General features: G+C 72.7%; 19 protein-coding genes. 5 read left to right on the top strand and 14 right to left on the bottom strand.

Annotation, left to right across the window (positions count from 1 at the left end):
• From ACIQJT_RS26055 to ACIQJT_RS26040, 4 genes are all read left to right on the top strand, one after another.
• Positions 1-3272: HAMP domain-containing protein (locus ACIQJT_RS26055; protein ID WP_402647300.1), on the top strand; the 3272-nt coding region annotated here is incomplete at its 5' end.
• Between the two features lie 59 nt (positions 3273-3331).
• Positions 3332-5749, top strand: a complete 2418-nt coding sequence (locus ACIQJT_RS26050; protein ID WP_402647297.1) for a SpoIIE family protein phosphatase — start codon at positions 3332-3334, stop codon at positions 5747-5749.
• Between the two features lie 73 nt (positions 5750-5822).
• The gene (locus tag ACIQJT_RS26045; RefSeq protein WP_365460770.1) at positions 5823-6131 is read left to right on the top strand and encodes a hypothetical protein; all 309 of its coding nucleotides are present in this window, start codon (positions 5823-5825) and stop codon (positions 6129-6131) included.
• An 11-nt stretch (positions 6132-6142) separates the two neighbouring features.
• Positions 6143-7843: a RecQ family ATP-dependent DNA helicase gene (locus ACIQJT_RS26040; protein WP_402647294.1), complete on the top strand. Its 1701-nt coding sequence runs from the start codon at positions 6143-6145 to the stop codon at positions 7841-7843.
• Here ACIQJT_RS26040 and ACIQJT_RS26035 read toward each other — a convergent pair.
• From ACIQJT_RS26035 to ACIQJT_RS26005, 7 genes are all read right to left on the bottom strand, one after another.
• Positions 7812-9275, bottom strand: a complete 1464-nt coding sequence (locus ACIQJT_RS26035) for an aminotransferase class I/II-fold pyridoxal phosphate-dependent enzyme (RefSeq protein WP_402647292.1) — start codon at positions 9273-9275, stop codon at positions 7812-7814. The genes ACIQJT_RS26040 and ACIQJT_RS26035 overlap by 32 nt on opposite strands.
• A gap of 117 nt (positions 9276-9392) precedes the next feature.
• Complete coding sequence (locus ACIQJT_RS26030) at positions 9393-11462, bottom strand: S9 family peptidase (RefSeq protein ID WP_402647289.1); 2070 nt, start codon at positions 11460-11462, stop codon at positions 9393-9395.
• On the bottom strand, positions 11435-13219 hold the full coding sequence (locus tag ACIQJT_RS26025; protein WP_402647286.1) for an N-acetylglutaminylglutamine amidotransferase: 1785 nt from the start codon (positions 13217-13219) through the stop codon (positions 11435-11437). Before ACIQJT_RS26025 ends, ACIQJT_RS26030 begins: the two co-directional genes overlap by 28 nt.
• A 161-nt stretch (positions 13220-13380) precedes the next feature.
• Positions 13381-14553, bottom strand: coding sequence for a glutamate--cysteine ligase (locus ACIQJT_RS26020; protein WP_365460760.1), 1173 nt, complete (start codon positions 14551-14553; stop codon positions 13381-13383).
• Positions 14554-14690: 137 nt separating this feature from the next.
• Complete coding sequence (locus ACIQJT_RS26015; protein ID WP_365460758.1) at positions 14691-15233, bottom strand: DUF1360 domain-containing protein; 543 nt, start codon at positions 15231-15233, stop codon at positions 14691-14693.
• Positions 15217-16203 (bottom strand): Rieske 2Fe-2S domain-containing protein, encoded by a 987-nt coding sequence (locus ACIQJT_RS26010; protein ID WP_365460756.1) that lies wholly within the window; start codon positions 16201-16203, stop codon positions 15217-15219. Before ACIQJT_RS26010 ends, ACIQJT_RS26015 begins: the two co-directional genes overlap by 17 nt.
• A 46-nt stretch (positions 16204-16249) precedes the next feature.
• The gene (locus ACIQJT_RS26005) at positions 16250-16543 is read right to left on the bottom strand and encodes a hypothetical protein (RefSeq protein ID WP_402647281.1); all 294 of its coding nucleotides are present in this window, start codon (positions 16541-16543) and stop codon (positions 16250-16252) included.
• Between the two features lie 333 nt (positions 16544-16876).
• On the opposite strand from ACIQJT_RS26005, the gene ACIQJT_RS26000 reads away from it, so the two are divergent.
• On the top strand, positions 16877-17491 hold the full coding sequence (locus ACIQJT_RS26000) for a hypothetical protein (protein ID WP_402647279.1): 615 nt from the start codon (positions 16877-16879) through the stop codon (positions 17489-17491).
• 22 nt (positions 17492-17513) lie between these two features.
• On the opposite strand, the gene ACIQJT_RS25995 is transcribed toward ACIQJT_RS26000, so the two are convergent.
• The 7 genes from ACIQJT_RS25995 to ACIQJT_RS25965 all read right to left on the bottom strand — a co-directional run bounded on the left by ACIQJT_RS25995 (position 17514) and on the right by ACIQJT_RS25965 (position 25592).
• Complete coding sequence (locus ACIQJT_RS25995) at positions 17514-18119, bottom strand: phosphatase PAP2 family protein (protein ID WP_402647276.1); 606 nt, start codon at positions 18117-18119, stop codon at positions 17514-17516.
• Entirely contained in the window at positions 18112-19461 is a 1350-nt protein-coding gene (locus ACIQJT_RS25990; RefSeq protein WP_365460748.1) for a diacylglycerol kinase family protein, read from the bottom strand. Before ACIQJT_RS25990 ends, ACIQJT_RS25995 begins: the two co-directional genes overlap by 8 nt.
• A gap of 87 nt (positions 19462-19548) precedes the next feature.
• The gene (locus tag ACIQJT_RS25985) at positions 19549-21207 is read right to left on the bottom strand and encodes a catalase (RefSeq protein ID WP_365460746.1); all 1659 of its coding nucleotides are present in this window, start codon (positions 21205-21207) and stop codon (positions 19549-19551) included.
• 119 nt (positions 21208-21326) lie between these two features.
• Positions 21327-21566: a DUF5133 domain-containing protein gene (locus tag ACIQJT_RS25980; protein WP_053850162.1), complete on the bottom strand. Its 240-nt coding sequence runs from the start codon at positions 21564-21566 to the stop codon at positions 21327-21329.
• Between the two features lie 227 nt (positions 21567-21793).
• A complete protein-coding gene (locus ACIQJT_RS25975) occupies positions 21794-22552 on the bottom strand; it encodes a DUF4097 family beta strand repeat-containing protein (protein WP_402647710.1) in 759 nt (252 codons plus the stop codon).
• Between the two features lie 67 nt (positions 22553-22619).
• Positions 22620-23741 (bottom strand): DUF475 domain-containing protein, encoded by a 1122-nt coding sequence (locus ACIQJT_RS25970; protein ID WP_365460744.1) that lies wholly within the window; start codon positions 23739-23741, stop codon positions 22620-22622.
• A gap of 132 nt (positions 23742-23873) precedes the next feature.
• Positions 23874-25592 (bottom strand): SpoIIE family protein phosphatase, encoded by a 1719-nt coding sequence (locus ACIQJT_RS25965; RefSeq protein WP_365460742.1) that lies wholly within the window; start codon positions 25590-25592, stop codon positions 23874-23876.
• Between the last annotated feature and the right edge of the window lie 320 nt (positions 25593-25912).

Here is a 25912-nt window from a genome sequence, read left to right as displayed (position 1 = left end):
AGCTCTCCGCCTTCGCCGACGAGGTCACCCGCGTCGCCCGCGAGGTCGGCACCGAGGGCAACCTCGGCGGACAGGCGATCGTCAGGGGCGTGTCGGGGACGTGGAAGGACCTCACCGACAACGTCAACGTGATGGCCTCCAACCTGACCGGGCAGGTCCGCTCGATCGCCCAGGTCGCGACCGCCGTGGCGCGCGGTGACCTCTCGCAGAAGATCACCGTGGAGGCCAAGGGTGAGGTCGCCGCGCTGGCGGACGTCATCAACACCATGGTCGACACCCTGTCCGCGTTCGCCGACGAGGTCACCCGCGTGGCCCGCGAGGTCGGCACCGAGGGACGCCTCGGCGGCCAGGCCCACGTGCCCAACGTGGCCGGCACCTGGAAGGACCTCACCGACAACGTCAACTCCATGGCCAACAACCTCACCGGGCAGGTACGCAACATCGCCCTGGTGACGACCGCGGTGGCCAACGGCGACCTGTCGAAGAAGATCGACGTCGACGCCCGGGGCGAGATCCTGGAGCTGAAGACGACCATCAACACGATGGTCGACCAGCTCTCGTCGTTCGCCGCCGAGGTCACCCGCGTGGCCCGCGAGGTCGGCAGCGAGGGACGGCTCGGCGGTCAGGCCGAGGTCGAGGGCGTCGAGGGCACGTGGAAGCGGCTCACGGAGAACGTCAACGAACTGGCGGGGAACCTCACCCGGCAGGTCCGCGCGATCGCCGAGGTCGCGAGCGCGGTGGCCGAGGGCGACCTGACCCGGTCGATCAACGTGGAGGCCTCCGGCGAGGTCGCCGAGCTCAAGGACAACATCAACTCCATGGTGGAGTCCCTGCGCGAGACCACCCGGGCCAACCAGGAGCAGGACTGGCTCAAGACCAACCTGGCCCGGATCTCCGGCCTGATGCAGGGCCACCGGGACCTGCCCGTGGTCGCCGAGCTCATCATGGACGAGCTGACCCCCCTGGTCTCCGCCCAGTACGGCGCCTTCTACCTGGCCGAGGACACCGAGCGCGGGCACGAACTGCGGCTGGTGGGCTCGTACGGCTATCCCGACGACGCCGAGCGGCCCACCCGCATCCCGGTCGGACGCTCGCTGGTCGGACAGGCCGCGCGCAACCGCCGTACCGTCACGGTCGAGGAGCTGCCCGAGGGGTACGTCACCATCTCGTCCGGTCTCGGACATGCCGCACCCACGGCTCTGGTGGTGCTGCCGATCGTGGTCGAGGAGCAGGTCCTCGGTGTGATCGAGCTGGCCTCCGTCAGCCGCTTCAGGAAGATCCACCAGGACTTCCTGGCGCAGCTCATGCCGACCATCGGCGTCAACCTCAACACCATCGTGGCCAACGTCCGCACCGACGAGCTGCTGGACGAGTCCCAGCGGCTGACCGCCGAACTCCAGGCCCGCTCCGAGGAGTTGCAGGTCCAGCAGGACGAACTCCAGCGCTCCAACGCCGAACTGGAGGAGAAGGCCTCCCTGCTGGCCTCGCAGAACCGCGACATCGAGGCGAAGAACCTCCAGATCGAGCAGGCCCGGCAGGAACTGGAGACCCGCGCGCAGCAGTTGTCGCTGGCCTCCAAGTACAAGTCGGAGTTCCTGGCCAACATGAGCCACGAGCTGCGCACACCGCTCAACAGCCTGCTGATCCTGGCCCAGTTGCTGGCGCAGAACCCCTCCCGCAACCTCACCCCCAAGCAGGTCGAGTACGCGGGCATCATCCACTCGGCGGGCTCGGACCTGCTCCAGCTCATCAACGACATCCTCGACCTGTCCAAGGTCGAGGCGGGCAAGATGGACGTGGCACCCGAGCGGGTCCCGCTGCGCCAGCTCCTGGAGTACGTCGAGGCCACGTTCCGCCCGATGACCACGCAGAAGAGCCTGGACTTCACGGTCGCCACCGCGCCCGGTACCCCGGCCGACCTGCTCACCGACGACTCCCGGCTGCGGCAGATCCTGCGCAACCTGCTGTCGAACGCGGTGAAGTTCACCGAGCAGGGCAGTGTGGAGCTGCGGATCGAGCCCGCCGCCGACCGTGAGGTGCCGCCGGGCGTGCACCGCGGCGGTCCGGTCGTGGCGTTCCGGGTCAAGGACACCGGCATCGGCATTCCGCAGCAGCAACTGGAGACCATCTTCGGGGCGTTCCAGCAGGCCGACGGGACGACCAGCCGCAAGTACGGCGGCACCGGCCTGGGTCTGTCCATCACCCGGGAGATCGCCCATCTGCTGGGCGGCGCGGTCACGGTGGACAGCACTCCCGGTCAGGGCAGCACGTTCACGCTGTACCTGCCCGTGGCGCGCGCCGACTTCGAGGAACTGATGGAGAGCGGCGGACGTCCGGCGGAGCAGCCGCAGGACACCGCCGACGCCCTGGAGGCCGAGGAGCCTCGGATGCTTCCCCCGGCCGCGCCCGCACCGGGCCAGCGCAGGCGCCGGCTGCTGGTCATCGAGGAACGCCCGCGCGGCCTGCTCACGCTGGTCGCCGAGCGGGCCGTCGCGGACCTCGCCGACTCCGACGACCCGCACGGGGCGATCGACATCATCACGGCCGTCGGGGCGCAGGAGGCCGCGAGCATGCTGGCGGCCGACCCCTGCCACTGCGTGGTCCTCGAACTCGGCATGCCGCACGACGAGGGCGCCGACTTCCTGGAGGCCATGGGCGGTGACTCGGCGCTGGCCAGCGTGCCGGTGCTGATCCACACCGGGCACCGCGTGGACCTCGGCCAGGAGCAGGGGCTGCGGGCCCTGGCGGGCGACCGGCCGCTGGACTTCCTGTCCAGCCTGGACGACCTGCGCGAGCGCATCACCCTGCACCTGTCGGCCGAGCAGCCGGGCGACGTGCTGTCGCTGGTGCGTCCCGAGGAGCCGCAGCGGCCCATGGCGCAGGTGGTGGACGACTCCTTCGTCGGCCGGACGGTCCTCGTGGTCGACGACGACGCCCGCAACCTCTTCGCGCTCAGCGGAGTGCTGGAGCTGCACGGCTTCCACGTCCTGCACGCGGACAACGGCCGCAAGGGCATCGAGATGCTGCTGGCCCACCCGGACATCTCGGTGGTCCTCATGGACGTGATGATGCCGGAGATGGACGGTTACGCCGCCACCGCGGAGATCCGCTCGATGCCGCAGTACGCGGAGCTGCCGATCATCGCGGTCACCGCGAAGGCCATGCCGGGCGACCAGGAGAAGAGCCTCGCGTCGGGTGCCAACGACTACGTCACCAAGCCCGTCGACACCAGCGACCTGATCGCCCGCGTCCGGAGGTGGCTGCCGGAGTGAGCACGCGCAGCGCCCCCCAGCCGACCGCGTGACGTCCCCAGCCCAGGAACAGGCCCCCCGTGAGTGATCTCCGCCAGCCGTCCGAGCCCCAGACCGCCCCCGTGGGCCACGAGCCCGCCGTCGAGGGTGGTGACGGTGACGGGCAGGCCTCCCCCGTCGGCAGGCTGGCGGCGACCGTGGAGCGGCTGCGCAGGGAGGTGCGGGCCGCTCAGGCCGAGGCGGACGGGCGCGCCCTGATCGAACTGGCGAAGGGCATCCTGGTCGAGCGGCTGGGCTGCGGGCCGGCGCAGGCCTCCCGTCAGCTCGCCGAGCTGACGGCACAGGCGGGTGTGACACCGCTGGAGTTCGCCGTCGAGGTGATCAACCAGGCCTCGCGCGACCGGCTCTCGGAGGTGACCAGTGCCTTCCTGGCCGCCACCGCCGCCACCGATCCGCCCGACGGGCGCTCCTCCGCGGTACGCCTGCGTGCCGCGGAGAGCGGTGCGCTGGCCGCCGACGACACCCAGGCGGTCGCCGACTCCCTGCTGGAGCACGCGCTCACGCCGCTGGGCGCGGAGGCCGTGGCCATCTGGGCCCTGGGGTCCGACGGATCCCTCGCACTGGCGGGCAGCGCCGGGTTCTCCTCGGCCGAGGCCGGGCGCTGGCGCCATGTGCCGCCGGGTGTGACGACCGTGGCGCGCCGCGGGCTCACCGAACGCGACGGGGAATGGATCCGCAGCCTGTCCGATACCGGCCTGCCGTCCATCGGCCAGCACCACCACCCCGACGGCGGCCGGATCGCCGTACCGGCCGGCACCGGCGGGCGCATCCACGGCGTACTGGAGATCGCCTGGCCCGCGCCGCTGGAGTCGCCTCCGCCGGCCATCGTCCGGCAGATCGAGGCCCTGGCCGAGCTGTGCGCGCACACCTTGGAGACGTACACGCTCCGGCACCCCGACGGCGTCACCGGCCCGCGCGTCCTGCCGGACGTCTCCGAGCTGATGGACCTGGCCGACGGGCTGCACGACCCCGCCCTCGTGCTGGTGCCCCACCTGGGCCCCGACGGGCACCTGGTCGACTTCCGCATCCATCACGTCAACAGCCGCTTCCTCGATCCCGCGGGGCGGCCACGGGGCGCCGTGAACGGTGCGCTGCTGCTGGAGGCGTACCCGATGGCCGCGGGGCACAGCGAGCTGTTCGACCGGATCGAGCGCGTCTACGCCACCGGCGAGCCCTTCCGCACCCACCGCATGCGGCTCACCGCACTCGTCGACGACGTCCAGCTCGCCGCGGTCGCCGACATCAACGTCAGCCGGCACGGCGACAGCGTCCTGCTGATCTGGCGCATCGAGGACGAGACCGCCCGGCTGGCGAGCCTGCTCCAGCACGCCCAGCGTCTCGGCCGCATCGGCGGTTTCGAGGAGAACCTGCTGACCGGCGAGATCACCTGGAACGGCCAGCTCTACCACCTGTACGGCAGGCCCGTGTCCGACTCCCCCGTGCCGCTGGAGGACCTGCCCGCCCACGCCCACCCCGACGACGCCGTCGCCATCGGCCGGTTCCTGCGCACCCTGCTGCACCAGCGCCGCCACGCGTCCGCCGCGTTCCGCCTCCAGCGCCCCGACGGGGTCACCCGGCACATCCGGGTCGTGGCGGAACCGGTCCTCGACTCCGCCGGCCAGCTCTACCTGCTGCGCGGTGCCTACCAGGACATCTCCGCGCACCACTGGACCGAGGTCGCCCTCGCCGCCACCCGGGACCAGCTCGCCCACTCCGAGCAGCAGGCCAGCGAGCGCAACCGGCTGACCCTCCAGTTGCAGCACGCCATCATGCCCCCGACCCAGGCTCCGCTGGAGGTTCCGGGGCTGGACGTGGCGGTGCGCTACCGGCCCGCCGAGACCCAGCACCTGGTCGGCGGCGACTGGTACGACGCGGTCGTGCTGCCGTCCCGGCTGGTACTGCTGTGCGTGGGCGACGTCGCGGGCCACGGCATAGAGGCGGCCACCAGCATGGTGGTGCTGCGCAACGCGCTGCGCGGGCTCGCCGTGACCGGTGCCGGGCCCGGCCAGCTCCTGTCCTGGCTCAACATGGTGGCCCACCATCTGACCGGCGCCGTCACCGCCACCGCGGTGTGCGGACTGTACGACCCCGAGAACAACACGCTGCGCTGGGCACGGGCCGGGCATCTGCCGCCGGTCCTGGTGCGCGGCTCGGAGGCGGCACCGCTGCCCCTGGTCACCGGTCTGCTGCTGGGCGCCGTACCGGAGGCGACGTACGAGGAGCACGAGGTCCAGCTCGCCGTCGACGACACGCTGCTGATGTACACGGACGGGCTGATCGAACGCCGGGACCGGTCCGTGGAGGAGTCCCTGGCGCAGTTCCTGACGGTCGCGCGCGCGGTCCCGCCGACGCTCGACCAGCAGCTGGACCGGCTGCTCACGCACAGCAGGTCCGACACGGACGACGACACCTGCATCGTGGGAATCCGCGTGGCCTGAGGCGGGGTCCGCGCCGGGGCTTGTGTCCGCGCATACGGGGAACGCGGTTGCTCCGAACGAGCGGGGAGAGGTCATGCCGCGAGTCAAGGAGTACACCGTCGCCGCGTCCGGCCAGTGGACCGACGAGGAGGAGGGCCGCCGCCGGCTGCCCGCCGGGGAGGTCCACGCCTGGGTGCCGGGCACCAACCAGACGGTCTGCGGGCTGTCCCTCAGCCGGTCCCGGCTGATCCGGTTCCCGCACGTCACCTGGACGGACACGTTCCCCGAGTCCGGGGGCGCGGCCGACCGGGTGCGGCGCCTGTGCCCGCGCTGTGCCTCGGTGGCGGGACGCCGTGGGAGCGACGCGCGTCCGAAGTGGCAGCGCACCGACCCGCGGCCGTGAGGGGAGACCACATGTCCGACCGGAGGAGTCCCGGCGCCGCCGAGCGCCTGGCACAGGCCGCCGACGAGGTGTTCGGCTGGAGCGAGCTGCGGCCGGGCCAGCTCGCCGCGATGGAAGCGGTCATGCGGGGCCGCGACACCCTGGCCGTCATGCCCACGGGGGCCGGGAAGTCGGCGGTGTACCAGGTGCCGGGGCTGCTGCTGCCGGGGCCCACGGTGGTGGTCTCCCCGCTCATCGCCCTCCAGCGGGACCAGATCGCCGGCCTGCTCGGGCACGCCGGCGCCCCGGACGCCGTCGCGGTCAACTCCGCCCAGGCGGCCGGGGAGACGGAGGCCGCCTGGGACGCGGTCCGGCACGGGGACGCGGAGTTCCTGTTCCTGTCCCCCGAGCAGCTCGCCAAGGACGAGGTGGTCGAGCGACTGGCGCAGGCCGCGCCCTCGCTGTTCGTCGTCGACGAGGCCCAGTGCGTCGCCGCCTGGGGCCACGACTTCCGCCCCGACTACCTGCGACTGGCCCAGGCGGCCCAGCGGGTGGGGAGGCCCCCCGTCCTCGCTCTGACGGCCACGGCGGCGCCGCCGGTGCGCGAGGAGATCGTCGAGCGCCTCGGCATGGCGGAACCGGAACTGGTCGTAGCCGGTTTCGACCGGCCGAACATCGCGCTGGAGGTGCGCCGCTTCCAGGACGACGCCGACAAGCGCCGGGTGGTGGTGGAGCGCGCCGCGGCGGAGCCCAAGCCGGGCATCGTCTACACCGCGACCCGCCGGGACGCCGAGGAGTACGCGGCCGACCTGGCCGCGCTGGGCCTGTCCGCCACCGCCTACCACGCCGGCCTGACGGCCGGTGAGCGTTCACGGGCGCACGACGCCTTCCTGGCAGGCGAGACCGACGTCGTCGTGGCCACCTCAGCCTTCGGCATGGGCATCGACAAGGAGGACGTGCGGTTCGTGCTGCACGCGTCCGTGCCGGGCTCGCTCGACGCCTATTACCAGGAGATCGGCCGCGCGGGCCGCGACGGCGGGCCCGCGGTCGCCGTCCTGCACTACCGGCCGCAGGACAGCGGCCTCCAGCGGCTCTTCGCCACGCGGGCGCCGGACGAGGACACCCTCGGCGCGGTCGCGGAGCGCGTCCACGGAAGCGACGCCCCCCTCGCGCGGGACGACCTCGCGAAGGAGACGGGGCTCTCGCGCAGACGGGTGACGGCGGCCGTCAACCTCCTGGAACAGGCGGGAGCGGTGCGCATCGAGGACGACGGAAGGGTGGGCCCGGTGGCCGGGACGACGGCCGGGGAGGCCACCGCCCGGGCGACGGAGGAGGCCCTGTCGAACAGAAGACTGGAGGAGTCGAGGCTGGCCATGATGCTGGGCTACGCCGAGACCACGGGCTGCCGGCGCCGCTTCCTGCTCGGCTACTTCGGGGAGCCGTACGACGCCCCGTGCGGGGCCTGCGACACGTGCGCGACCCCCTCGGCCGGGGACAGCGTCGTCGAGGGGGTCGGGGACACGGGCGAGGAGTCCCCCGCGCACACGGCCGCCGAGTCCTATCCGGCGGGTACGCGGGTGCGGCACACCGAGTGGGGGGAGGGCACGGTGATGAGCGAGGAGGGCGACCGCATCACCGTGATGTTCGAGTCGATGGGATACCGGACGCTGTCCCTGGCCGCGATCACCGGCAAGGGACTCCTCAGCGCCGCGCCACCACCCGCAGCGTCTTGACCGAGGGGTCGGCGGCGTCCGGGATCAGGACGCCGTGCTCGACCCCGCTGCGCAGGTAGTCGAGAACCTCGTCGGTGATGACCTCGCCCGGAGCGATCGCCGGCACGCCGGGAGGGTACGGGCTGATCATCTCCGCGGCGATGCGGCCCGCGGCCCGTTCGGCGGGGACGTGCTCGACCTCGGCGAAGAAGGCGTCACGGGGCAGCATGGCCTGCTCCAGTTCCAGGGCCGAGGGCTCGGGCAGGCGGACCGGCGGCCTGCGCTCGATGGAGTCGGCCCGCTCGGTGAGCGCACGCAGGGCGTCCAGCAGCGTCTTCTCGGTCTCGTCGTCGTCCGCGTGGGTGATCGACGCGCTGATCCGGCAGGTGTCCGAGCCGCCGACGTCCACGTGAAGCTCGGCGCGCATCCACTCGGCGGCCTGCATGCCGCTGATCCCGAGCTCGCGCACGTCGATCACGATCTTCAGCGGGTCGAAGGCCGCGGCGAGTCCTTCGTCCACGACCTCCTGCCCCATCGGCCGCAGTCCGGGCAGGTCCCCGGCCGCCAGGCGGATCCGTTCCGCCCGGTGCAGCGCGGCGTCCAGGAGGTCGTGGCCCTGCTCGACCATCTGCCGGCGCCAGCCGTCCAGGGTCATGTAGACCAGGGACGAGGCGCTGGTGGTGCCGAGCAGGTCCTCCCGCTGCTTGAGCGCCTCGGGCGAGACCCGGTCGTACTGGAGGTGGAAGACGGAGCTCTGCTCGATCGCCCCGCCCATCTTGTGGACGCTGGTGACCACGAGGTCGGCCTCGGCGTCCATGCCCCAGGCCGGCAGCCCGGGGTGGAAGGGCAGGTGGGCGCCCCACGCCTCGTCGACGATGAGGGGCACGCCGAACTCGTGGCAGACCCGCGCCACGCCCCGGATGTCGGCGCAGGTTCCCCAGTCCGTGGGGGTGATCAGCAGCATGCCCTTGGCGTCCGGGTGCTCCTGGAGGCTGCGGCGCACGTCGTCGGGCTCCGGCGGATGCGCGAGGTGCCGTTCGCGGTCGAACTTGGGGTGGACCCAGATCGGTTCGACGCCGTTGACGACGACGCCCGAGATCACGGACTTGTGCGCGTTGCGCGAGAGCAGCAGCTTCTCCCCCGGGCCGGCCACGGCGAGCATGGCCGTCTTGATCGACAGGGAGCTGCCGCAGGTGGAGAAGAACGCGTGCTCGGCGCCGACGGCGTCCGCCATCAGTTCCTGCGCGTCGCTGAGCACGCCCTGGGACTGACGGCGGTCGTCCAGTCCGTTGAGGGAGAGAACATCCGAGCGGAACACGTCGAGTCCGACGATCTCGGCCACCCGCGGGTCGACCCCCCGGCCCTGCTTGTGGCCGGGCGGTCCGAAGACCGTGTCTCCGCGGCGCCGGAACTCCTCCAGCGCCTCCAGCACGGGTGCCCGCGAGTGGTCCATGGTTCCTCCCAAGTCCGTTCCGCCCCGTTCCAGATCTCGAAGCCGTACGGTCCGCTCGGTCTGCACTCCGTGTAGACCGCAGACGCCTGCCGAAACGCCGGAGCCGGTCAGCCCTGGTCAGGAGGGGTGCAGGTGCCGCTCCATCCAGTCGGCGGCGGCCCGGCGGAACAGGCGCCGGTTGTCGGAGCGCAGGAACCAGTGCCCCTCGTCGCGCAGGACGAGGAGTTCCGCGGGGACCCCGCGTTCCCGTGCGGCCCGCACGAACTGTTCCGACTCCCCCGGTGGCACGTTGGTGTCGTGCTCTCCGTGCACGGCGAGCAGCGGGGCCCGCAGCGCGTCGATCCGGCTCATCGGCGACAGGGCGCGCAGCAGGTCGCGGTCGCGCTCCGGGTGGCCGTACTTGTGCGCCGCCGACTCCGCTATCCACGGCTCGGTCCCGGCGAAGAAGGTCAGGAGGTCGGACATGCCGCAGACGGCGACACCGGTGCGGAAGAGGTCCGGGTGCCACACGAGGGAGGCGAAGGTGAGGTAGCCGCCGTACGAGTGCCCCATCACCGCGAGCCGGGTCGGGTCCGCGGGGCCCGCCGTGACCGCGTGGGCCGCGCAGTCCGCGACGTCGTCCAGGGCGGCGAAGCGGCCGGTGCCCAGGTCGGCGTCGACGAAGGTGCGGCCGTGTCCGCCGGAGCCGCGGACGTCGGGGGCGAAGACGTCCAGTCCGCGCCCGAGCAGCTCGTGGTAGAGCGGGTCGAACACCGGGCGTTCCTGGTCCTCGGGGCCGCCGTGCAGGTGGATCACGCAGGGCGCCGGCTCGTTCGGGGCGCGGCCCGGGGCGCGGTAGTACCAGCCGCTGAGGGGCAGGCCGTCCCGGGCGGTCAGGCGGGTGAGGACAGGGCGCACGGGCGGGCGGCCCGGCGGTACGGCGTCCTCGTCCCGGGAGGACCAGGGGGTGCGCAGCAGGGACACGCCTTCGTGGGCCCACCACACGCCGGGGCGGCGTTGTGAGCCGGACAGTGCCAGCAGCAGCCGTCCCGCCCCGGCGGCGGCGACCCGCGTGACGACCTCGTGGGGCAGCGGCACCGGACGTGCGGGTCCGGCGAGGTCCGGGGCGCCGGGCGCCGGGGAGGTCTCGACGACGTCGAGTTCGCTGGCGCCGCGCGTGTTCCACGCCAGGACGGCCGTGCGGCCGTCGTGCGCCATCGCCAGCAGTTCGAGGTCGCTGTCCTCGCGTTCGGCCACGACGGTCCGGCCGCGCGGGGTGCCGTCGGCGTCGAGAGCGACGGCGAACAGGGCCGCGTACTCCCGGTCGGCGTCGCTGCGCAGCCACAGCGTCCGCCCGTCGGGCGAGAACCGGCCGATCCAGTGGTCACCGTCGGCGACCCGAAGGGCGAAGGTGGTCGTGGCGTCGGACAGGCGCCGGACGAACGCCTCCCGCCGACCGCGGGGACCCCGGCGCAGCAGGGCGAACCGGCCGTCGTGACTGAGGTCGCACACCCGGAGGGTGGGGGCGTCCGGTTCCGTGGCGAGCAGCACCGGCGAGGCCAGGCCGTCGGGGTCGATCAGGTAGGCGGACAGGCCGCCGCCCGCCCGGGTCGCCGGTGTCCCGTCCGGCCCCACGGCGTACTCGGTGGTGCCGAGGAGGGTGGCCCGGCCGTCCCGGGCCGTCCAGTGGCCGTCTCCCGCGGCCGGGGCGGCGAGGGTGACGGCGACGGCCGAGCCGTCGTGGGCCCAGCAGCCGAGGTAGGCGGACGTGTCCGGGTCGGCACCGGCCAGCAGGCGGCGGCCGGTGCCGTCGGGCCGTACGCACAGCACCCGGGTGTGCTCGCCGCCGCCCGGTGCGGTGGTGTACGCGATCCAGCGGCCGTCGGGCGACCAGGACACCTCCTTCACCGGGTCCGGGGAGGCGTCGAGCAGCCGGACGTGCTCCCCGTCCACGGGGCCGGCCCAGAGCTGGGGGACGCCGCCCCGGTCGCAGATGAAGGCCGCCCGGGTGCCGTCGGGATCGGCGGAGGGGTACCAGCAGCCGTGCGCGTGCAGCCGGGTCACGGCGTCCCGGGGGCCCTCCGCCTCGGGCAGCGGCATCGGGGCGGGGGCCACGGTGCGGGCCGGCCCCCGCCCCGATGCGGGCGCCGGGTGCGCGCCCCGGGTGCCGTGCTCGCCGATCACGCGATTCCGTGCGTCTGCAGCCATATCTCCAGAAGGGCGACCTGCCACAGGGCGTTGGCGCCGCGTTTGGTCCGGTGCTCGTCGGGCGCCGCCAGGAGTTCGGCCACGTACGACTCCTGGAAGATGCCCCGTTTCTTCGCCTCGGGCGCCGATAGCGCCTCGCGCACCCGGTCCAGGACGGGACCGGCCATGTGCCGGATGGCGGGGACCGGGAAGTAGCCCTTGGGCCGGTCGACGACCTCCCGCGGCAGGAGCTTGCGGCCGACCTCCTTCAGCACGCCCTTGCCGTCGTCGGCGAGCTTGAGCTCCGGGGGACAGGCCGCGGCGAGCTCCACCAGTTCGTGGTCGAGGAAGGGCACGCGGGCCTCCAGTCCCCAGGCCATGGTCATGTTGTCGACCCGCTTCACCGGGTCGTCAACGAGCATGACGTGCGTGTCCAGGCGCAGGGCCGCGTCCAGGGCGGTCTGGGCGCCGGGACGTGCCATGTGCTCCCTGACGAAGCGGCCCGAGACGTCGTCCCGGGGCAGCATGTGCGGCTGGAGGATGCCCGCCAGGTCGGCGTGGGGGCGGTCGAAGTACGTCTCGGCGTACTGCCGGGGCTCGTCCTCGCGGGCGACCGCGGCGAGCTCGGGGTACCAGTGGTACCCGGCGAACACCTCGTCGGCGCCCTGCCCGCTCTGCACGACCTTCACCTCCTTGGCGACCTGCTCGGACAGCAGGTGGAAGGCGACCACGTCGTGGCTGATCATCGGTTCGCTCATCGCGGCGACGGCGTCGTCCAGGGCGGTCGAGACCCGCTGCGAGGGCACCATCATCCGGCGGTGGTCCGTGCCGAACTCCCGGGCGACCAGGTCCGAGTAGCGGAACTCGTCGCCCTGTTCGCCGCCCTCGGCCTCGAAGCCCACGCTGAACGTCTTCAGGCCGCGCTGGCCCTCCTCGGCGAGCAGCGCGACGATCAGGCTGGAGTCGAGCCCGCCGGAGAGCAGGACGCCGACCGGGACGTCGGAGACCATCCGGCGGCGTACGGCCGTGCGCAGTGCCTCCAGCACCGCGTCCCGCCACTCGTCGGGGCCCATCTCCGCGAACTCGGCCCGCCGGGTGTAGGACGGCTGCCAGTAACGGTGGTCGCGGTGGCTGCCGTCCGGTTCGACGACCCGTACGGTGGCCGGCGGCAGTTTGCGCACGCCGTTGAGGACGGTGTGCGGCGGGGCGACCGTGGCGTGCCAGCTCAGGTACTGGTGGACGGCCACGGGATCGAGGGAGGTGTCCACGTCCCCGGCGGCCAGCAGGGCGGGCAGCGAGGAGGCGAACCGCAGCCGGCCCGGCGCCGGCGCCAGATACAACGGCTTGATTCCCAGCCGGTCGCGGCCCAGCACGACACGGCCGGTGCGGTGCTCCACGAGGGCGAAGGCGAACATGCCGTGGAACCGCTCCACGCACGCGGTTCCCCACTCCCGGTAGGCGTGGAGCACGACCTCGGTGTCGGACGTCGACCGGAAGCGGTGCCCGAGGCGTCCGAGTTCCTCGCGCAGCTCCTGGTAGTTGTAGACGCAGCCGTTGAAGACGCCGGTGATCTCGTCGTCGGCGTCGGTCATCGGCTGGGCGCCGAGGTCCGACAGGTCGATGATCTTCAGGCGCCGGTGTCCCAGCGCCACCGCGCCCCGGCTCCAGATGCCCTGGCCGTCGGGTCCGCGGGCGGCGAGCCGGTCGGTCATGCGCTCGACGGCCGCGAGGTCGGGCCGGTCGCCGTCGAAGCGGATCTCGCCGCTCAGACCGCACATGACGCGCCGCCCCCTTCCCGAGTGCCGTCGGCCGGGAGCCGGGAGGGGTGACCCGGGTCGCGCCTGCCGGTCGCGACCCGGGCGGAATTGCTGGACATGACGGAATCACTCCTTGCGGTTGTGGGGTGAAAGGCAGCGGCAGCGCGGGCCGCCGAACGGGGTCAGCTCCCCAGGACCTCTGGTGCCCCGGAACCGGCCGCGCCCGCGGTGAAGCGCGGGACCTTCCTGCGGGCGACGGGGGCCGGCCTGCGGTGCCGGCGCTCGCCGCGGGTCTCCGCGATCAGCAGGTCGGTGCAGGCCAGCAGGTCCTCTTCGCGCGCCTTGCGGCGGATGCGCTCGGCGGCGCTGCCGTCCGCGATGGCCGCCTCGGCCAGGTCCCTGACGGTCTCCCAGTCGCCGTGGGCCTCGAGCGCGGGTCGCAGCCGGGCGAGCAGCCCGCGTACGACGTCGGCGGCGGGAGCTTCCCGGTGGGTCCGGGGATCGACCAGGGCGCCCTCCAGGCCGGAGCGGGCGGCCCGCCAGGAGGCGCCGCGCAGCCATTCGTGGCGGCCGTCGCACATCGCCGCACCGGTGGCGCGCAGTTCGAGCGCGTCGGTCACCAGGGCCCGGAAGAGGCCGGCGACGAGCACGACGGTCTCCGCGCGCGGGCAGGCGTCGCAGATGCGGAGTTCCAGCGTCTTCTGGTGCGCGGAGGGGCGGACGTCGTAGTAGATCATGCCCGGGTCGCTGATGACCCCGGCCCGGACCAGGTCGTCGACCGCTGCGTCGTAGGCGGCCGCGTCGGTGAAGCAGCCGACGGGGCCCGCGGTCGGCCAGCGCTGCCAGAGCAGGGTGCGCCAGCTGGCGTAGCCGGTGTCGGCCCCCTGCCAGAACGGCGAGCTGGCGGACAGCGCCAGCAGCACGGGCAGCCAGGGCGAGACCGCGCACATCACCTCCACGGCGGTGTCGCGGTCGGGTATGTCCACGTGGACCTGGGCGCCGCAGATGAGCTGCTCGTCGGCCACCTGGCGGTACTCCTCGACCATGTGGCGATAGCGTGCGCCGCCGGTGGGGTGTCCGGAGGCGGCCGGGGCGAGGGGTGCGGTGCCCGCGGCCGCGACCGCCAGCCCCAGGGAGGAGGCGGCCGCGTCGAGCCGCTGTCTGGTTCTGACGAGGTCGGTGTACAGGCCGGTCAGGGAGGCGTGCACCCCGCTGTTCGACTCCACGGTGGACTGGTGCAGTTCCGTGGTGAAGGTGCGCCGGGAAAGCCGGCTCAGGACCGCGTCGGCGCGCGGCACGAGCAGCCCGCTCTCCAGTTCCAGGATGTGGAACTCCTCCTCCACTCCGATACGCATGGCCACAGTCGCTCCTCGAGGTGTTGCCGTCGGTGCCGCCCCTGTCGGGGATGTCCCCCAAGTGCCCACGAGATCGACGGATAAGCGCGGTTTTGCGCGTTTGAAGTAGGTGATTCACAGATGAGCGGGTTTACTGGTCAGTGGTCGGTGGTCTTGTCGACCAGCGCGCTGTAGGCGAGCTGCAGGGCGTCCGCCCCGGCCAGCGCCGTCAGCGCGCCCATCGCGGTGCGGGTCGCGCGGGGCCACAGGAGCCGGCCGGCGGTCAGGGTCGAAGCCACCCAGACGCTCATGCAGAACGGGCAGGTCACCAGCTCGCCCACGGTCTCCTTGCCGGTCTCGTCCCGCGCCTCCTCGTGCAGTTCGGCGGGGCCCTGCGGACCGACGTACGTCGTGAAGGGGGCGCGCAGCGGGCTGGTGACCGACGCCTTGCTGAGCAGCCGGCTGAGCCGGAACGTGGCCACGGAGGTCAGGAGCACGTCCCACGGCTCGGGCCGTTCGGGCAGAGGGCGCCCGCGCAGCCGTACGGCCGTGGCCCAGCTCGCCGTGTACGCGCCGAACGCCGCCATGGCCGCGAGGTAGCCGCGCAGCGGCCGGTCGCCGGTGCCCGCGTAGTCGCGTCCGGTGCGGCGCAGGAACGCCTGCGCCCGGCGTCCGATGCGGTGGTCAGTGGGTGTGGCCATGGGCGGGTCCCCGTCCTGCTGCGTTCTGGTACCTGTCCGGATCCCGGCGGGACCCGGCTCGTTCCTTCTGGCCGTCTTCCCCGTCGTGCCGGACCAGTCGCACGTCGAGCTGTCCGTCGGTGACGCGGGTGTCGAAGGCCGGCTGGGGGGCGGTGGCGGGGCCGCAGACGTTCAGGCCGTCCGAGAGCCGGAAGACGCTGCCGTGCCAGGGGCACCGCACGCATCCGTCCTCCACCGTCCCCTCGGACAGCGGCCCGGCCAGGTGGCTGCACCGGTCGGCCAGCGCGTGGATCGCCCCGTCGCTCTCGCGTACCACGACGACCGGCACGTCGTCCACGGCGCGCCGCACCGGGACCCCGGCCGGGAAGTCGTCCAGGGGTCCGATCCGGTGCCAGCGGTCGGAGACCACATGCGGTACGGCCTCGGCGTGGTTGACGCCGGCGGCCTGCCGGTAGGCCAGGTGGCCGCCCAGCATGCCGCCCGTTCCCACCGCCGTGAGCCCCAGGAAGCCGAGGGTCCGGCCCGCCCGGGCACGGCCGGTGAGCCGGCAGGCGAGGGAAGCCGTGTACAGACCGACGGCCACCGTGTTGGACACCGCGTGCACCAGTCCGACCCGCATCTGCGGGCGCTGCAGTTCCGCCCAGTCCACGGCGCCCGTCAGCGCGGCGGGGACGGCCGCGGCGAGGCCGACACCCACCAGCAGGCCGGCGTCGCGGGGCCGGCCCTTGCGCAGGTCCAGGACCGCGGCGGACAGCCAGCTGCCGATCGGCACCTGCACCATCAGCGGGTGGACAGGATGGCCCAGCCACTTGCCGTGCAGCACGTCCCGGCCGCGGCCCAGGGGCAGGGACTGGATCCCCGCCCGGAGTGAGTCGATCACCGGGTCCTGCCGCTGCTGTCGCTCCAGACGGGCGAGCAGCCGCAGGACCCGGTTCTCCCGTGTACGTGGATGACGTCGTCGCGCGCTCATGGGCAGCCGGGTCTCCCCCTGCACGTGCGGCAAACGAACGGGGTGATCAGGACTTGGACACAGCGTGGCGCTGCGCCCTCCCGGAGAACGCCGCGTGGTGGGCGGGCCGGGCCGCACCGGTGGGCTCCAGGCGGCGCAGCCACCGGGAGGCCATGGCCGACAGTCCCGTGAAGACGGCCAGGAGCAGCACGGACGTCCACATGGGCCGGCCGTCGGGAGAGTCCCGCATCGTCCAGGCCGACGACGCCGTCCACAGGACGACGCCGGCCGCGCAGAAGGACCGAATGCGGCGCAGCTGCCTCGCCGTCCTGCCCGCCGTGGGGTCGTCAGTGTGTGTCATGCCGACCTGTGTCCCCCGAGCAACGCGGTCCACCGGCCGCTGAGTCGAGGGGTGGCGGACCTTCAGCGATCAAGCGGGGGGAGTTCGGCATGACGGCCGACCTACCGGGAGAGCCTCCCGGTTCAGGTCCACGGTGTCGGCCGGAGCGGTCCGCAGCGCGAACCCGCGCCCGCGCACGGACCGTACGGACAGGACCGCGCGTGCGGCACAAGGGCAGAACAAGACAGGTGTCGTGCGTAGTATCACTACGACATAGGCGTGCGGCAGAAGCTGCCACCGCACATCCGGAAGCAGGCGACACGGCACGCCCCGCCCAGGAAGAGGTGCGAGCCCATGTCCGAATCCGCTCCCGACACCACCGAGTTGACCTCCCAGTACAGCACCCAGGTGGCCGGTGACCTCGAACGCAACCTCAAGGAACAGGAGCGCCTCAGCGGCGAGATCGAGGCGCTCCAGGGGCAGTTGGCCGCCCTGCGGCACGATCACACCGTCCTGCTGAACATCCAGCAGGTGCTCGGCACTCCGCCGCCGGCCGTCTCCTCGCCCGCACCGCCCGACGCGGCAGTGCCGGCTCCCCGCAAGAGGAGCACCGGCCGGGACAAGCGGCCCGGCACCCGGAAGGCCGCGGCACCGGCCCGGGAGCGGACGGCGAAGAAAGCGGCCGCGAAGGCGTCGCCCGCCCGCTCGGGTCCCACCCTCGTCGAACTGGTCCGCGAGCACCTGGCTGAGCAGAAGGAGCCCCGCTCGGCGGCCGAGGTCTCCACCGCGCTCGGCCGCCTGCACCCGGACCGCACGATCAAGCCGACCGTCGTGCGCACCACGCTCGAGGGACTCGTGGCACGCAACCAGGCCCAGCGCACCAAGCAGGGGACCTCGGTCTTCTACACCACGCCCGACGCGGACGAAGGCTCCGCGCCCGCCGAGGACGGCTCCCGGCAGTCGGACTGAGCAGCCGTCCCGTGGCGCCCGTTCAGCCGGACCAGCGTGCGGGACGCAGACCGTTCCCCTGCACTCCGGCGGCCGCGAGGACCGCGGCCGCCGCGCCGGTTCCCAGGACGGCACCGGCGATCACGTCGCCCGGGTAGTGCACGCCCGTGTGGATCCGCGAGTAACCCACCGCGCAGGCCAGCAGGCCGAGCGGCACCGTGGCGACGGGGAGCGCGGGTCCGACCGCCGCCGCGAAGGCGACCGCGGACGCCGTGTGCCCGGAGGGGAAGGACGCGGACTCGGGCATCGGCACATGCCGTCCCGGGAACGGCGAGTCCACGGCCCGGTGCGGACGCGGCCGGCGCACCAGGCGCTTGCCGAGCATGTTCGCGCTCGCGGAGGCGACACCGACGGCCGCGACGCCGAGGGCGGCGGCACGCCGCGGCCGGCCGGGCCACAGGGCGAGCAGTCCGGCGATCGTGAACGAGATCTTGGAGTGGTCCGCCGCCGCCGACAGCCGCCGCAGGGCGTGGTCCAGGGCCGGTGTCCGGGTGACCGTGACGGCCTCGTACAGCGCCTGGTCGAGGGCGGCGAGGTCCCTCAACAGCTCCTTGGAGGTGCGCTGTTCGCGCTGCGGTCGGTCAAGCATCGCTCTGCTCCTGGTTCTTGACGGCCGGGAAGGGAGTCCGGTCGAGGGCGAGGCGCACGACACGGCGCCAGTCGACGGACGGGGCAGTGTACGGCGCACCGGGACGGTCTCTCGGTACCCGCACCCGCAGGGCCTTGGGGCGTACGGTGCACACGACCGGCTGGGGCAGCAGCAGTGCTTCCCCGTCGACGGCCACCGGGATCGTCTCCGTGTCGGCCTCGACGGTCACCCGGCGCGAGGTCGACGAGGTGATCCCGCGGGCCCGCTCCCCCAGCAGGGCCAGTTCGGCGGCCTGGGCCGCGCCCTCGATCCGCACGCTGATCACACCGAGCCGGCCCCCGTCGAGGCGGGACCTTCGTCCGACGCCCATCGGGCCGGCCTGCGCGTAGGGGTTGTTGCTCACCAGCAGTGCGTGCGGGGCGTCGAGCAGCCGGCCGTCCGCCGTGGCGGTCAGGTGCGCTCCGGCCCCGCCGACCAGCAGGTCCGGCAGCAGGTCGAGTGTGGTGGACGCTTTGGCGTCGCGGTACTCGGGGCTCTGCACGATCTCCGCGTAGGTGCCGAACGAGACCGTGTTCACGAAGGGCCGGCCCGCCACGTCGCCCAGGTCGACCCGGATCTCCACACCGTGCGTGAGGGCTTCGAGACCGCCGGCCGGATCGTCGCGGTCCAGGCCCAGGTCCATCGCGAAGTGGTTGCGGGTCCCGGCGGCGAGCACCATGAAGGGCACGTCGTGTTCCGCGGCCACCCCGGCCACCAGGGCCTGCGTGCCGTCCCCGCCGGCCACGCCGAGCAGGTCCGCGCCCTCGGCGAGGGCCTGGCGGGCCAGCTCGGCCGGGTCGGGGTCGCCGTCCACGTCGAGGAGGACGACCCGGGCGCCCAACGCCTCGGCCCGCTCGACCAGTGCGTGCTCGCCGACCTTGCCGCCGCCCGACCGCGGGTTCATGATCAGGACCGGTCGGCGCGGCGGCCGGACCGGACGGGAGTGCGTGCCACGCGGAGCGCGCAGCCTGCGCAGCGCGCTGCGGGCGCAGGCCAAAGCCGCCACCCACAGGCCGAGCGCGGACGCGGCGAACGGCCACAGGCCGGACACCGCGAACAGGACCAGGACGGCGACGGGCGAGGCCACCGCCAGCAGGGCCCCGCACAGACGGGCCAGGCCCCGGTGGGCGAGCGCCCACCAGAGGCCCGCGCCGGCCAGGGCGAGGCCCACGAGGCCCAGCAGCAGGGGCAGCCACTGCCCCGCGGCCAGCACGGCCGCGACCACTCCCGCCAGGCAGAGCAGCGCCAGCCGGGCCAGCGTCCGCGCCGCGGTGCCGGAGCCGTACGGCTCCACCTCTGTCATCGTTCGGGTCGCCTCTCACGGATCGGTGGCCCAACGATCTCATGCCGGTGCTCTCGCCGCCGGTGCCGTCCTGGTCCCTCTCGTTGTTCAGCGGGTCACGACGTGCCGCTCGTCCGGCACGCAGTGGGTCATGGTCAGGCCCTCGACGTCACGCGGCGGGTTCTTGCCGAGGTTGGACAGCCGCTTGCGGTCCTCGTCGGTGAGGTCCTGGCTCGCCAGCGGTTCGAGACCGGCCACGTCCTCGGGGCTGATGCCGAGGCCGTCGCCCACCCTCAGTCCGAGGTCGTTCTCGACCAGCAGGAAGTGCCACACCATGCGCTCCTGCACGGGCCGGTCGCACTGGGCGAGCAGGCCGGTGAGGTTCTTCACGAGGTCGTCGCGCTCCCAGTCCTCCAGGAGGAGGTACCGCTGGCCCGCCTGGAGGTAGTCGTTGGTGCGGGGGATGCGCTTGCGGGTGAGCCGGCCGTGGATCTCCGGGCCCTGTTCGTCGTGCGTCGGGTGCTCCCCCTCGCGCAGACCGCCGGTGATGGACGGCTCGTAGTTGACGATCGGGTTCTCGCCGCCGCCGTCCACGTGGTACGTCATCTGGCCGTCGCGCTGGTTCGTGCGCACCTCGGCGTTCTTCGCCTGGTTCACGGGGAGCTGGAGGTAGTTCGGGCCGACCCGGTAGCGCTGGGTGTCGCTGTACGAGAAGGTCCGGCCGACCAGCATCTTGTCGTCGGAGAAGTCCAGTCCGTCGACGAGGACCCCGGTGCCGAAGGAGATCTGCTCGTTCTCCGCGAAGAAGTTCTCCGGCATCCGGTCCAGCACCATCCGGCCCACCGGCTTCGGCGGGAACTCCTGCTCCGGCCAGGTCTTGGTGTCGTCCAGCGGGTCGAAGTCCAGCTCGGGGTGCTCGTGGTCGTCCATCATCTGGACCAGGAGCTCCCACTCCGGGTAGTCGCCGCGGGCGACCGCCTCGTACAGGTCCTTGGTGGCGTGGCCGAGCGAGTCGGCCTGCACGTTGGCGGCGTCCTCCTCGGTCATCGAGCGGACGCCCTGCTTGGGCATCCAGTGGTACTTGACCAGCTTGGTCTCGCCCTCGGCGTTGACCCACTTGTAGGTGTTGACGCCGAAGCCCTGCATATGGCGGTAGTCCGCGGGGATGCCGCGCGGGCTGAACAGGTTGACCAGCATGTGCATCGACTCCGGCGTCTGCGACATGAAGTCGAAGATGCGGCGCGGCTGCTGCTCGAAGGTGACCGGGTCGGGCTTGAGGGCGTGGATGACGTCCGGGAACTTGATCGCGTCCCGGATGAAGAAGACGCCCAGGTTGTTGCCCACCAGGTCCCAGTTGCCGTCCTCGGTGTAGAACTTCACGGCGAAACCACGGGGGTCGCGGGCGGCCTCGGAGGAGTCGCGCCCGCCGATGACGGTGGAGAAGCGGACCGCCAGGTCGGTGCGCTTGCCGCGCTCCTGGAACAGCTTGGCCCGGGTGTACCTGCTGATCGGCTCGTCGCCCCAGGCGCCGTAGGACTCGAAGTACCCGTAGGCGGTCACGCCGCGCGCGTGCACGACGCGCTCGGGGATGCGTTCCCGGTCGAAGTGGCTGATCTTCTCCAGGAACTGGTAGTTCTCCAGGGTCGCGGGCCCGCGGGCGCCGACGGTGCGCTGGTTCTGGTTGTCGTGGACCGGGTGGCCCTGGCGGTTGGTGAGCACCTTGCGGTCGTCCGCCGGAGCGGGGCCGGTACCGGACACGTCCGTCATGATCGAGGGCTCCTTAGGTTCTCGGGTTCACGGCTGGGGGCGGCCCCTGGCACAGCGGGCAGCCTCCGGCCGGTGTTCGGCGGAGCACCCGAGTACCCGATCGGCTGGCACCACTCACGTCACGCGCCCGCCACCAGCGAGTCGTCCTTGGTGGGACGGGCGTGGGAGCCGGACAGCTGACGGCGGGCCGCGGCCAGGGCCGACTCGATGTCGCGGGTGCCCGTGGCGATGCACAGCGTGTAGGACACGTCCTCGAGGCGCTGACGCGCTCCTTCGCTGCCCTCCTCGGCGTGCAGGACGTGCAGCGCCTCGTAGCGCTCGAGCAGGTCGGTGAGAAGGGCGGGGTGGGCCATGAGCATGATTCGCTCCTCCATGTGCGCAGTGGGAGTACGGGCGGTCGCGTCCGCCACGTCACTCGGACTGTTGCGGGAGAGGCCCGTGCGGCACGCACCAGGAGAGCCGCGTTCGGCCGCTTCCGCGGTGGGCCTGTGATCCCAAGCACCTGAACCGCCGAATGCCCTGGCGAATCGAGCTCAAACCAGTCCTGTCATCTTGCACCCTGGGCGGCCGTCGCGCCCGGTGGGAGTCAGTCCCGGCGGGCGTCGACGTCGCCGTTCACCGTGGTCAGCGTCATGGTGTGGGTGCGGTCGGCCTCGCGTACGGGGACGGAGACGGTGGCGCGGCCGTTGTCGGTGGCCGCGGTGACCCGGTAGGGCGGGCTGTCGTGGGGCACGGTGACGTCGACCGAGCCGTTGACGGTCGTGGCGCTGACGCCGGACGGGACCGCGGCGCATCCGACGCCCACGTCACCGTTGGTGGTCGCCGCGTGCACCCGCCGCGCCTCGACGCTGACCGCGCGCACGGAGCCGTTGCGGGTGGACAGCCGCACGTCGGCGTCCTCACGGCCGGAACGGGTCACCGTCACGTCGCCGTTGACGGTGGTGACGTCCAGGGCGGCGGCGACGCCCGCCACGTCGACGCCGGCGTTGCGGGCGGTGGCCGTGACGCGGACGCCGTCGGGGATCTCCACGTACGGGAGCCGCGGACAGCTGCCGTCACTCGTGTTCCGGCACGACAGGTCGAGCGTCCACACCTTCCCGTGGTGGGACCAGTGGGCGTCGACGCGGTCGTCGACGGTGACGCCGCGGCCGTCCGCCGGGCGCAGCCGCAGGCCGTTGTCGGTGGCGATCACCACCTGGTCGCCGGAGCCCGCGACCCGGAGCGCTCCCGCGGCCCCCGGGCCGCCGGACGCCCCGTCGTGATCGTCGCTGCACGCCCCGGCGAGGGGCAGTGCCGCCAGGACCAGCATCAGGCGCGTGAGGCGCCGTGTCGGGATCGCCTTCATACCCCGTCGGATGCCCCGGTTCGCCGTGGGCATGGCAGATGCGTACGGCGGGCGCGGACGGCCGGGGCTACGGCACCGGGACCGTGTCCGTCTCCGTCGCGTCCTCCCTCGCCGCCAGCGCCTTGTTGCGGCGTACGGAGGACCAGAAGGACCAGCCGATCAGGATCACGCCGACCAGGCCGGTGATGATCTCGTTGATCTGGTACTGGATGGTGACCATGAGGATCACGGCGAGGGCGCCGATCGCGTAGTGGGCGCCGTGCTCCAGGTAGACGTAGTCGTCGAGGGTGCCCTGGCGGACCAGATACACGGTGAGCGAGCGGACGTACATCGCGCCGATGCCCAGACCGAGCGCCATCAGCACGATGTCGTTGGTGATGGCGAACGCGCCGATCACGCCGTCGAAGGAGAACGAGGCGTCCAGGACCTCCAGGTACAGGAACATGAAGAACGCCGCCTTGCCGGCCAGTCGGACCGCGGAACCGGTCCCGCCGGAGCGTTCGGCCTCCTTCTCGCGTTCCTCCTCGTCCTCCAGCCGGTCCTCGAAGTAGCCGGAGAGGCCGCCGACCACCATGTAGGTGATCAGACCCGCGATCCCCGAGATCAGCACGGTCTGCGCCTTGTCAGCGTGCGCGCCGCCGTGCTGGTGGGCGTGGGTGGCGAAGGTGAACGCGGTGATCAGCAGGACGACCAGGGCGATGCAGACCGACAGCATGTCGACCTTGCCGAGCTTGGCCAGCGGCCGCTCCAGCCAGGCCAGCCACTTGATGTCCCGGTCCTCGAAGATGAAGTCCAGGAAGATCATCAGCAGGAACATGCCACCGAACGCGGCGATCGCCGGATGCGCGTCGGTCACGAGCTGCTGGTAGCGGTCCTTGTCGGTCACGGCCAGGTGGACCGCATCGTACGGATTGAGCTTCGCGGTGATCGCGACGATGACGACCGGGAAGACCAGCCGCATGCCGAACACGGCGATCAGGACGCCGACCGTGAGGAAGATCTTCTGCCAGAAGGCGTTCATCTTCTTCAGGACTCCGGCGTTGACCACCGCGTTGTCGAAGGACAGGGAGATCTCCAGCACGGCCAGGATCGCCACGATGCCGAACGCGGCCCAGCCGTCGTAGAGCACTCCCGCGGCCAGGCCGAGCGCGGTGACGGCGAACGCCCAGCGGAAGGTCTTCAGAATCACTGGCACCAAGTCCTGTAGTCGGATGGTCGCGGGGGTGGGGAGCGCACATGGCCCGTGGGCCACGGGCGTTGTCTATCACGGTCATGGGCAGCGAGGGCGGCACGGGGTGCCTGCCCGCGGTGGCCGGCCGGTTCACCTTCTGGTGGGGGTTCGTACGGCGAGCAGGGCGACGTCGTCGTCGTTGTGCGCGTGCCGCACCCGGCGCAGCACCTGGTCGGTGAAGGAGGCCAGCGGGCGGTGGGCCAGCGCGGCGGCGTGCCGGCGCAGGTGCTGCAACCCCTCGTCGAGGGGACGGCCGGCCGCCTCGATCAGGCCGTCGGTGTACAGCAGCAGGGTGGAGCCGGGCGGCAGCAGGGTGGTCGCGTCGGTACGGGCGGTGGTCACTCCGGTGCCCAGGAGGATGCCGTGGCCGTCGGTGAGGTAGTGGGCCAGGCCGTCGTGGGAGATCAGCAGGGGCGGCGGGTGACCGGCGTTGGTCCAGCTCAGCTCCCAGTGGCCGTCGTCCCGCTCGTCGACCCTGGCGAAGATCATGGTGGCCATGGTGACGTCGGTGATGTGCATGACCGCCTCGTCGAGCCGGGTGACGATCCGGCTCGGCGGTTCCCTGTGGGACCAGGCGTAGGCGCGGAGCATGTTGCGCAGTTGCGCCATGCCGGCCGCGGCCTCCAGGTCGTGGCCCACGACGTCCCCGACCGCCAGCGCGGTGGCGCCGTCGGAGAGGGTGAAGGCGTCGTACCAGTCGCCGCCGACCTGTGAGGCGTCCGGGGCGGGCAGATAGCGGGCGGTCATCTGCAGGCCGGGCACCCTGGGCATCTGGGGCAGCAGGTGGTTCTGCATGGTCTCGGCGACCTTGCGCTGGCGCTGGTAGAGACGCGCGTTGTCCAAGGCGAGGCCGGCCCGGCGCGCGATGTCCTCGATCAGCGGGAGGTCGGCGGTGGTGAAGTCCACCGGGTCCTTGGCCCGGCCCAGGGTCAGCGCGCCCAGGACGGCACGGGTGCTGCGTATGGGGGCGATGGCGGCGGAGCGGATGCCGGTGGTCTCGAACAGGCGGCGCTGTTCCACCGCGATCCCGGAGTCCGGCTCCTGCCGGTAGGTCTGCGGGCCGGCCAGGGTGGAGGCGACCCCGCGCAGCGCCCTGGACAGGGGCATCGGCGATTCCTCCGGCACCGGCGGCATCGGTCCCTGGAGGTCCTCGTGGCGCACCAGGCTCTCGCCCTCGGCGTGGACGACCGCGGTCCGCCACACCTCGTCGCGCTCGGTGATCAGGTCGACGACGGCCCAGTCCGCCAGCCGGGGGACGACCAGGGCCACCAGCCGCCGCAGCGTCTCCTCGACGTCGAGCGTGGAGGTCAGGCGGGTGGTGGTCTCGGCCAGCAGGGCGAGCCGTTCGAGCTCCGGCATCGGCTCGGCGGCGGGCTGGGGCCGGCTGTCGGTCTCCGGCGGGCGCCGGGCGTGCACGAGCACGAGCGTGCCGACCTCTCGGCCGTCCAGGTCGTACGGCGTGACCAGCCACGACACCGGCAGCAGGGAGCCGTCGCCGCACTCGAAGTGGTCCTCGTCGCCCTGGGCGGTGCGCCCGGAGTGGAACGCCTGCCGCATGCTGCACCGGCTCCGGGGCAGGAGGTGGCCGTGGGCGTCGCGGTGCAGCAGGTCGTGCGCGTCCCGGCCGAGGAACTCCGCGGCGGGCCGGGCCAGCAGCTGTTCGGCGTGGGTGTTCACGGCGATGACATGGCCTTCCTCGTCCACGACGTAGGCCGCGGTCCCTATGGCCTCCAGCGCCCGGGTGCGCTCGGCAGCGGATGCTGCCGGTGGTCGTCTCCCGACGGTCCCCGTGTCCTCCACCCCTGCCATGTCGCCCTCTCCTCGCTGGTCGGACGCCGCGCCGTGCCGGCCCGCGGCATGTTCATCCGGCCGTCCTGCTCCTTCCCCTGTGCCCCGGTGCCCATGTATCCAGCCTCGCGTGTGATCGGGCACGCGCAACCGGTCGGCAGAGAGGACGTGCGCAGCATTCTCGGGGGATGGTGCCGGACCGGCGCAAGGGGTTCTCGTCCGTGCGGTGATCCGTGCCCGGGGAGGCAAAGCGCCAAGGCGCCGTCCAGCGCGCCCCCTGACGCTTCCGTGCGCTGGGTGCCCATGGCCGAATTCCCGCCGCTGTCACGGGACTTGGCCGT

Origin of the sequence: Streptomyces sp. NPDC091972, assembly GCF_044756385.1 — a bacterium.
Taxonomy (GTDB): domain Bacteria; phylum Actinomycetota; class Actinomycetes; order Streptomycetales; family Streptomycetaceae; genus Streptomyces.
Note: the sequence above shows the minus strand (reverse complement) of the source record. Positions and strands in the feature narration are given on the sequence as shown.